Source organism: Achromobacter maghribensis, assembly GCF_057334215.1.
In genome coordinates, this window is record NZ_JBHFII010000066.1 from 1 (window position 1) to 5,656 (window position 5,656).

The 5,656-nt window shown below is 63.0% G+C and carries 4 protein-coding genes and 3 tRNA genes; all 7 read right to left on the reverse strand.

Annotated features, from left to right (window positions below; translation table 11 throughout):
* Window positions 1-980: elongation factor Tu (tuf, locus tag ACE039_RS30405; protein WP_485824209.1), on the reverse strand; the 980-nt coding region annotated here is incomplete at its 3' end.
* 56 nt (window positions 981-1,036) lie between these two features.
* A tRNA-Thr gene (locus ACE039_RS30410) sits at window positions 1,037-1,111 on the reverse strand.
* A gap of 12 nt (window positions 1,112-1,123) precedes the next feature.
* Window positions 1,124-1,197: transfer RNA gene (locus ACE039_RS30415), tRNA-Gly, on the reverse strand.
* Between the two features lie 145 nt (window positions 1,198-1,342).
* Window positions 1,343-1,429 (reverse strand) — tRNA-Tyr (locus ACE039_RS30420).
* 113 nt (window positions 1,430-1,542) lie between these two features.
* Window positions 1,543-2,706: an iron-containing alcohol dehydrogenase gene (locus ACE039_RS30425; protein ID WP_313456801.1), complete on the reverse strand. Its 1,164-nt coding sequence runs from the start codon at window positions 2,704-2,706 to the stop codon at window positions 1,543-1,545.
* 24 nt (window positions 2,707-2,730) lie between these two features.
* A complete protein-coding gene (locus ACE039_RS30430; protein ID WP_485824210.1) occupies window positions 2,731-4,119 on the reverse strand; it encodes an aldehyde dehydrogenase family protein in 1,389 nt (462 codons plus the stop codon).
* A 29-nt stretch (window positions 4,120-4,148) separates the two neighbouring features.
* Entirely contained in the window at window positions 4,149-5,534 is a 1,386-nt protein-coding gene (locus tag ACE039_RS30435) for a glutamine synthetase family protein (protein WP_105555681.1), read from the reverse strand.
* Window positions 5,535-5,656: the final 122 nt, after the last annotated feature.

Genomic DNA, 5,656 nt, shown 5'->3' on the forward strand with positions numbered 1-5,656 from the left:
TGGAAGAACGGAGTGTGACGGCCGCCTTCTTCCTTGGACAGGATGTACACCTCGGACGTGAAGTCCGTGTGCGGGGTGATCGAGCCCGGCTTGGCCAGAACTTGGCCACGCTGGACGTCTTCACGCTTGGTGCCGCGCAGCAGGATGCCCACGTTGTCGCCAGCTTGACCTTGGTCGAGCAGCTTGCGGAACATTTCAACGCCCGTGCAAGTCGTCTTGACCGTCGGCACCAGGCCCACGATTTCGATTTCTTCGCCGACCTTGACGATGCCGCGTTCGATACGACCCGTCACCACCGTGCCACGACCCGAGATCGAGAACACGTCTTCAACCGGCATCAGGAACGCGCCGTCAACAGCACGCTCAGGCGTCGGAATGTACGAATCCAGCGCAGCTGCCAGGTTCATGATGGCCTGTTCGCCCAGTTCGCCCTTGTCGCCTTCCAGCGCCAGCTTGGCAGAACCCTTGACGATCGGGGTGTCATCACCCGGGAAGTCGTACTTCGACAGAAGTTCGCGAACTTCCATTTCCACCAGCTCGAGCAGCTCGGCGTCGTCAACCATGTCAGCCTTGTTCAGGAAGACGATGATGTACGGCACGCCAACTTGGCGGCTCAGCAGGATGTGTTCACGCGTTTGCGGCATCGGGCCGTCAGCGGCCGACACGACCAGGATCGCGCCGTCCATCTGAGCGGCGCCCGTGATCATGTTCTTCACATAGTCAGCGTGGCCCGGGCAGTCAACGTGCGCGTAGTGACGCGCTTCCGTTTCGTACTCGACGTGGGCGGTGTTGATCGTGATGCCGCGAGCCTTTTCTTCAGGAGTCGCATCGATCTGGTCGTAGCCCTTGGCTTCGCCACCGAACTTGTTCGACAGAACGGTCGTGATAGCTGCCGTCAACGTCGTTTTGCCGTGGTCAACGTGACCAATCGTACCCACGTTCACGTGCGGCTTGGTACGTTCAAACTTGCCTTTTGCCATGGCTGACTCCTGACCTGGATTGCGCTTCAGACTGAAGAAAAGTACTTGGAAATTTGTGGTGCCCATGGCGCGGATCGAACGCGCGACCTCTCCCTTACCAAGGGAGTGCTCTACCACTGAGCCACATGGGCATTTAAAAATCTTGGAGCGGGTGAAGGGAATCGAACCCTCGTCGTAAGCTTGGAAGGCTTCTGCTCTACCATTGAGCTACACCCGCGGCATACCCATTCACCTTCTCTTTCCCAAACCCTCAAAATCAAGGCCTGGAGAACCTTACAACCTTCTTTGCGAAGGTCGCCCAGTTCCCTAGGCCTAATTTTAAAATCCAGGCAGACATCGCCTGGATTCAAGAGTTGGGTCTCTGGTGGAGGAGATTGGATTCGAACCAATGTAGGCGCAAGGCCAACAGATTTACAGTCTGCCCCCTTTAACCACTCGGGCACCCCTCCAGCGGAGAACTTGAGATTATGAACACTTTCAAATCCGGTGTCAAACCATTCGGATGAAAATCTTCAAAAACTTTCGTTCAGCCACCCGCGTTTCCGCGCAGAGGGGGCGAAGCTTACAGGTTTCCGCGAATTGATGCACGCAAAAGTTGTGAATATTGGTCGGCCGTGAAAATAATGGGGTTCGTTCCCCCCGAGGGATCTTCGCTGGCCATGCGCCCGACTCGTTCGGCCTGGGCCTCGTCGATGCCGATTTCCGCCAGCGTGTGGGGAATGCCCACCGCCTCGCGCAGGCGCAGCACCCAGTCCAGCACTGCCCCCGGACCCGTGGCGGGCAGGTCCAGGTAGCGCGCCAGTGCTTCCAGCCGGGGAGCCACCGCGTGCTGGTTGGCCTTCAATACATAAGGCATCAGGATTGCGTTAAGCATGCCGTGGTGCGCGTCGTACAGCGCGCCCAGCGGATGCGCCAGCGCGTGCATCGCGCCCAGGCCGCGCTGGAAAGCGGTGGCGCCCATGCACGAGGCCACCAACATCTGCTGGCGCGCCTGGAGGTCGGCCCCGTCGGCCACGGCCTGCGGCAGGTATTCCTTGACCAGGCGCATGCCTTCCATCGCAATGCCCGCCGCCATGGGATGGAAGAACGGCGAACAGTACGCCTCCAGGTTGTGCGACAAGGCATCCATGCCTGTCGCCGCGGTGATCTTCGGCGGCAGCCCCACCGTCAGCTCCGGGTCCAGGATGACGATGGAGGGCAGCATGCGCGCATGGAAGATGATGCGCTTGACCTGCGCGGCCTCGTCCGTGATGACCGATGCGCGGCCCACTTCCGACCCCGTGCCGGCCGTGGTCGGCACCGCGACGACGGGCGCCATCCCGGCCACGTTCACACGCAGATGGTTGTCGCCGACGTCCTCGAAGTCCCATAAGGGCCGCTTCTGGCCTGCCATCAAGGCGATGGCCTTGGCAGCGTCCAGCGCCGAGCCGCCCCCAAAGGCGATGACACCGTCGTGCCTGCCCTGCCGATAGGCCGCCACGCCGTCCTCGACATTGCGTCCCGTGGGGTTGCCTTTGACCTCGTGGAATAGGCCGCATTCCAGGCCGGCCTGACGGCAGGCACGGACGGCGTCGCCCACCATCGGCAATGCCGCGAGGCCCGGGTCCGTGACGAGCAGGGGCCGCCTCATGCCGAGTTCGGCGCACCAATCGGCCAGCTCCTTGATGCGGCCGGGACCCGCCTTGATTGCAGTGGGATAGTTCCAATTGACGCTGGGCACGGTCATGGTTCGATTCCTGAAGACGCGTTGTCAGACGCTGCGCAGATGAAAGGATTTGGCTTGCGTGAGTTGCTCGTAGCCGATGGCGGACAAGGACACGCCGCGGCCCGTGTTCTTGACGCCGGTCCAGGCCAACGCGGGGTCCAGATAATCGCAGCGGTTCATGAAGAAGGTTCCGGTACGCACTTGACGGCCCAACGCCAGGGCGGCGCTTTCGTCTTGCGTGAACACCGCCGCCGTCAACCCATAGGGGCTATCGTTCATCAACGCCACGGCCTCGTCGTCGGTATCGACGGGCATGATGCCGACGACCGGCCCGAAGCACTCATCGTTCATGACGCGCATGCGATGGTTTACTCGCGTCAGGATTGCGGGTGCGACATAAGGCGAGCTTTCACTCGCATTATTTAAATGCGAGGGATCAATCATGTTTTGCGCGCCGGCCGACACGGCTTCTGCGATGACGTCGCGAATCTCGGCTGCGGCCCGGGCACGGACGACCGGCCCCAGCGTCGTTTCGGGGTGCAGCGGATTGCCCAGTACGTAACCGTTTGTCAGTGCAACCGCGCGTTCGACAAACTCGTCGTAAAGCGGCCGCGCGACGTAGATGCGCTGGATACCGCAGCAGGACTGCCCCGAATTGAAGAATGCGCCGTCCACCAGCGTCTCGACGGCGTGATCCAACCTGGCGTCCGCGCGCACATAGGCAGGGTCGTTGCCGCCCAGCTCCAGGCCCACCCCGATGAAGCGCCCCGCCGCGCTTTCCTCGACGACGCGTCCACCGCGCACCGACCCCGTGAATGACACATAGCCGATCTCGGGCGCGCGGATCAGCCGTTGGACGGTGTCGTGGTTGGCATGCAGGTACTGGAACACGCCCTTCGGCACGCCGGCGTCGCGGAACGCGCGATCCATCAACTCGGCGCACAATGGCGTCTGGTCGGAGTGCTTCAGGATGACGGTGTTGCCCGCCATCAAGGCCGGGACGATGCTGTTTACTGCCGTAAGCAAGGGGTAGTTCCACGGCGCGACGGTCAACGCGACGCCGATGGGTTCACGGCTGATGAAACGCGTGAATCCGGCCTGCTCGGGCACGCGCACGGGCGCCAGCGCCGCATCCGCGATTGAAATCATGTGGCGCGCGCGCGCTTCAAAACCGGCCACTTCGCCTGGCGTGTAACGCAATGGGCGCCCCATCTGGATCGTGATGGCCCGCGCGATCTCGTCCTTGGCCGCAACGAAGCGGTCCACCGCGGCGGACACCATGCGCCCCCGCTCTGCCACGCCTAGCGCCTGCCATGCCACTTGCGCGGACTGCGCTTGCGCCAGCGCCTGCGCAATTTGGGCATCGTTGGCGTAGGCGCGGCGCACAACCTCGCGCCCGTCGATGGGACTGATGGTGATGAGTTCCTGGGTCATGATCGCCCTATGCAAGCGGTTGGACAGGTTCAGATAATTTCGAAGTAGCGCGCCAGCTCCCAGTCGGTCACATGCCGCCGGAACTGCCGTTCTTCCCACTCGCGCGTCGCGGCGTAGTGTTCGACGAATGGATCGCCGAACAAGTGACGAGCCGCTTCGGACCCGCGCAGGCGTTGCGCCGCCTCCCATAAGGTCGTGGGCAGGTGCAAATGAGCCGGGAATTGCTGCGTGTAGGCATTGCCTTGCACCATGGGTTCAGGCGTCAAGCCCTGCTCGATGCCGTACAGGCCCGAGGCCAGCGCGGCGGACAACGCCAGGTAGGGATTGGCGTCCGCCGAACCGATGCGCACCTCGACGCGCTGCGACTTGTCGCTGCCCGGGATGAGGCGCAGCGCGGTCGTGCGGTTTTCCATGCCCCACGTTGCGTCCAGCGGCGCCCAATAGCCCGGCACCAGACGCGAATAACTGTTGATCGTCTGCGCGTACAGCGCCATGAACTCCGGCAGGTAGCGCTGCACGCCGGCCATGAACGCGACCTGCGTCGCGCTCATGCCGTGCGGCTGCGATTCGTCGTAGAAGGCCGAACGGCCGCTCTTTCTGTCGCGCAGCGACAAATGGATATGGCCGCTCTGGCCGGGATGATCATGCGACCATTTGGCCATGAAGGTTGCCATCAGCCCGTTCTGCTGCGCCAGCGCTTTGGTGAAGGTCTTGAACAGAAAAGCCTTGTCGCCGGCGGCGGCGGCCTGGTCCACCGCGATGGCCGCTTCCAGCACGCCCGGCCCCGTTTCGGTATGCAAGCCCTCGATTGGCATGTCCATGCGTTCGCACATGTCCAGCAGCTTGCGGTAGAAGTCGCCCTCGACGGTGCTGCGCAGCACGGAGTAGCCGAAGTTGCCCGGCGTCCAGTTTTCCATGTTGCGGTAGTTTTTCGCACGGACCGAATGCGGGGTCTCGCGGAACATGAAGAACTCGTATTCCAGCGCGGCGTAGACCTCGTAGCCCATGCCTGCCGCGCGATCCAGCGTGCGATGCAGTAGCCGGCGCGGACAAATGGCGCTGGCATCGCCGTCGAATTCAGCCAGGAACAGCAGCATGTCTTCGCCGCCGGGGCCCTGCTCCAGCGGCAGCCGACGCCCGGTCTGCGGCACGATGCGCAGCTTGGCATCGGGGTAGGCGGTGTGCCAGCCGGTGTATTGGGTGTTGTCGTAGAGCTGGTCGTCCAGGTCCCAGCCGAGCACCACGTCGCAGAACGCCAGCCCCGAGCGCAGCGCGCTCAGGAACTTGTCGCGCCGCAAGTATTTGCCCAGCATCACACCGTCGACGTCGGACAACCCCACCTTGATATGCGAGAGCGGGCTGGCTTGCACCAGCCGCTCTGCGTCTTCCACCGTTGCTACCCCTAGTGCATGCATGCTCGTTCACCTTTGTGGCTGAAGCGTTGCGTTGACCTGCGGGCGGGCGGCGCGGCGTTCAGGTCATGGCCGCCCCCAGCACCCGCATCGCCTGGCGATGCAGCTGCGGCGTGGCGGGGGGG

Coding starts and splice junctions, on each gene's coding strand:
- ACE039_RS30425 (WP_313456801.1), bottom strand. CDS start 2,706: ATGACCGTGCCCAGCGTCAATTGGAACTATCCCACTGCAATCAAGGCG.
- ACE039_RS30430 (WP_485824210.1), bottom strand. CDS start 4,119: ATGACCCAGGAACTCATCACCATCAGTCCCATCGACGGGCGCGAGGTT.
- ACE039_RS30435 (WP_105555681.1), bottom strand. CDS start 5,534: ATGCATGCACTAGGGGTAGCAACGGTGGAAGACGCAGAGCGGCTGGTG.